Raw genomic sequence first — 1,370 nt, forward strand, 5'->3', positions numbered from 1 at the left:
CATAGGTATCTACACAAATCCCAAGTTTTGGGTTAAATTGAAGAGCATGCTCTTCAATTTAATATCTCCCATCTTGATACACGTCTCGTCAGACGATACAACGCCCTCGTAAAGCTTAATATGAATCCTCTTGCTTCACTTGCCCCTGCAATTAAGGAAATGGCCTCTGCCCAGAAGTCCAGTTTTGCAACCACCCAGGCAGTTTGGCGATTTCTCAATAATGAAAAAGTCTCTTTCAAGCAATTGAATGAGCCAATACAGCGACTTGCATTTGAACAGATTGATCAATCCTCTCACCCTTATGCGCTGATTATTCATGATTGGTCTCAACTGCAATATGTGAAACATAACAATAAAACTCAGCGTCTTCAAAGAACCCATCAATATGATTCAGGCTATGAACTGCAAAGCAGTCTACTGGTTGATGCGGCATCGGGGCTTCCCATTGCACCATTGGCTCAAACGCTATCTGACGCATCAGGCTGTTATTCCACATTCAGTGAACAATACAGCGAGCGAAAAACCCATTTGGATTCACTCGCAGAACAAATCAAAACGATCGAACAGTATCCGGTTGAGAAAACAAAAGTTCATATCATTGATCGTGAAGGTGACTCAATTGCCCATCTAAGAGCGATGAGCAAGAATCGCTTCAAATGGCTGATTCGGGCCAAAGAAGGTCATCGAGTTGAGTATCACGGTCAGACATACAAAGTTGGCGAGATTGCAGAAAAGATAGAAACGCATTCAATCAAAAATATTTCTTACAAAGGCAATCAGCATACTTTACATGTGGGTGAGACCCATATACGCATAACACGCGCAGCAAAACCAAAGCAGAAAGATAGCTCAGGGAAGCGGGTTGCTCCTGAGCAGGGAGATGCTGTCGATGCAAGGCTGGTTGTTTCTGTCGTTAAGGATTGTGACGGTAAAATTGTGGCGAGATGGTGTTTGCTGAGTAATGTTGCAATGGATATAGATACAGCAGAATTGAGTACATGGTATTACTGGCGCTGGACAATTGAGTGTTATTTTAAATTGCTTAAGCAGGCAGGACATGACGTTGAGGCATGGCTACAAACGACACCTCAAGCAATCCTGAGAAGGCTACTGATCAGTAGTATGGCTTGTGTGCTGACATGGCGAGTACAGCGTGGTACAGATGAGCAGAATATAAGAATTCGGGCATTTCTCACCCGAATTTCAGGTAGGCAACAGAAAAGGGGAAAATTAGAAAGTGCCCCTGCCATACTGGCAGGGCTTTCAATACTATTGAACACTCTTCAGTTGTTGTCAGAGTATTCGTCTGATGAGCTGAATGCGATTGCTCAGATCGCATTCAATTTATAAAAAATGTGTAGATACCTATG

1 protein-coding gene is annotated in these 1,370 nt (G+C 43.0%); it reads left to right on the forward strand.

From position 1 onward, the window contains the following. Positions 1-120: 120 nt before the first annotated feature. Positions 121-1,350 (forward strand): transposase, encoded by a 1,230-nt coding sequence (locus tag FTT88_RS17055; RefSeq protein ID WP_180005658.1) that lies wholly within the window; start codon positions 121-123, stop codon positions 1,348-1,350. Positions 1,351-1,370 lie beyond the last annotated feature (20 nt).

This window comes from Acinetobacter sp. YH01024 (assembly GCF_013420195.1).
In the GTDB taxonomy this organism is placed as follows: Bacteria; Pseudomonadota; Gammaproteobacteria; order Pseudomonadales; family Moraxellaceae; genus Acinetobacter; species Acinetobacter amyesii.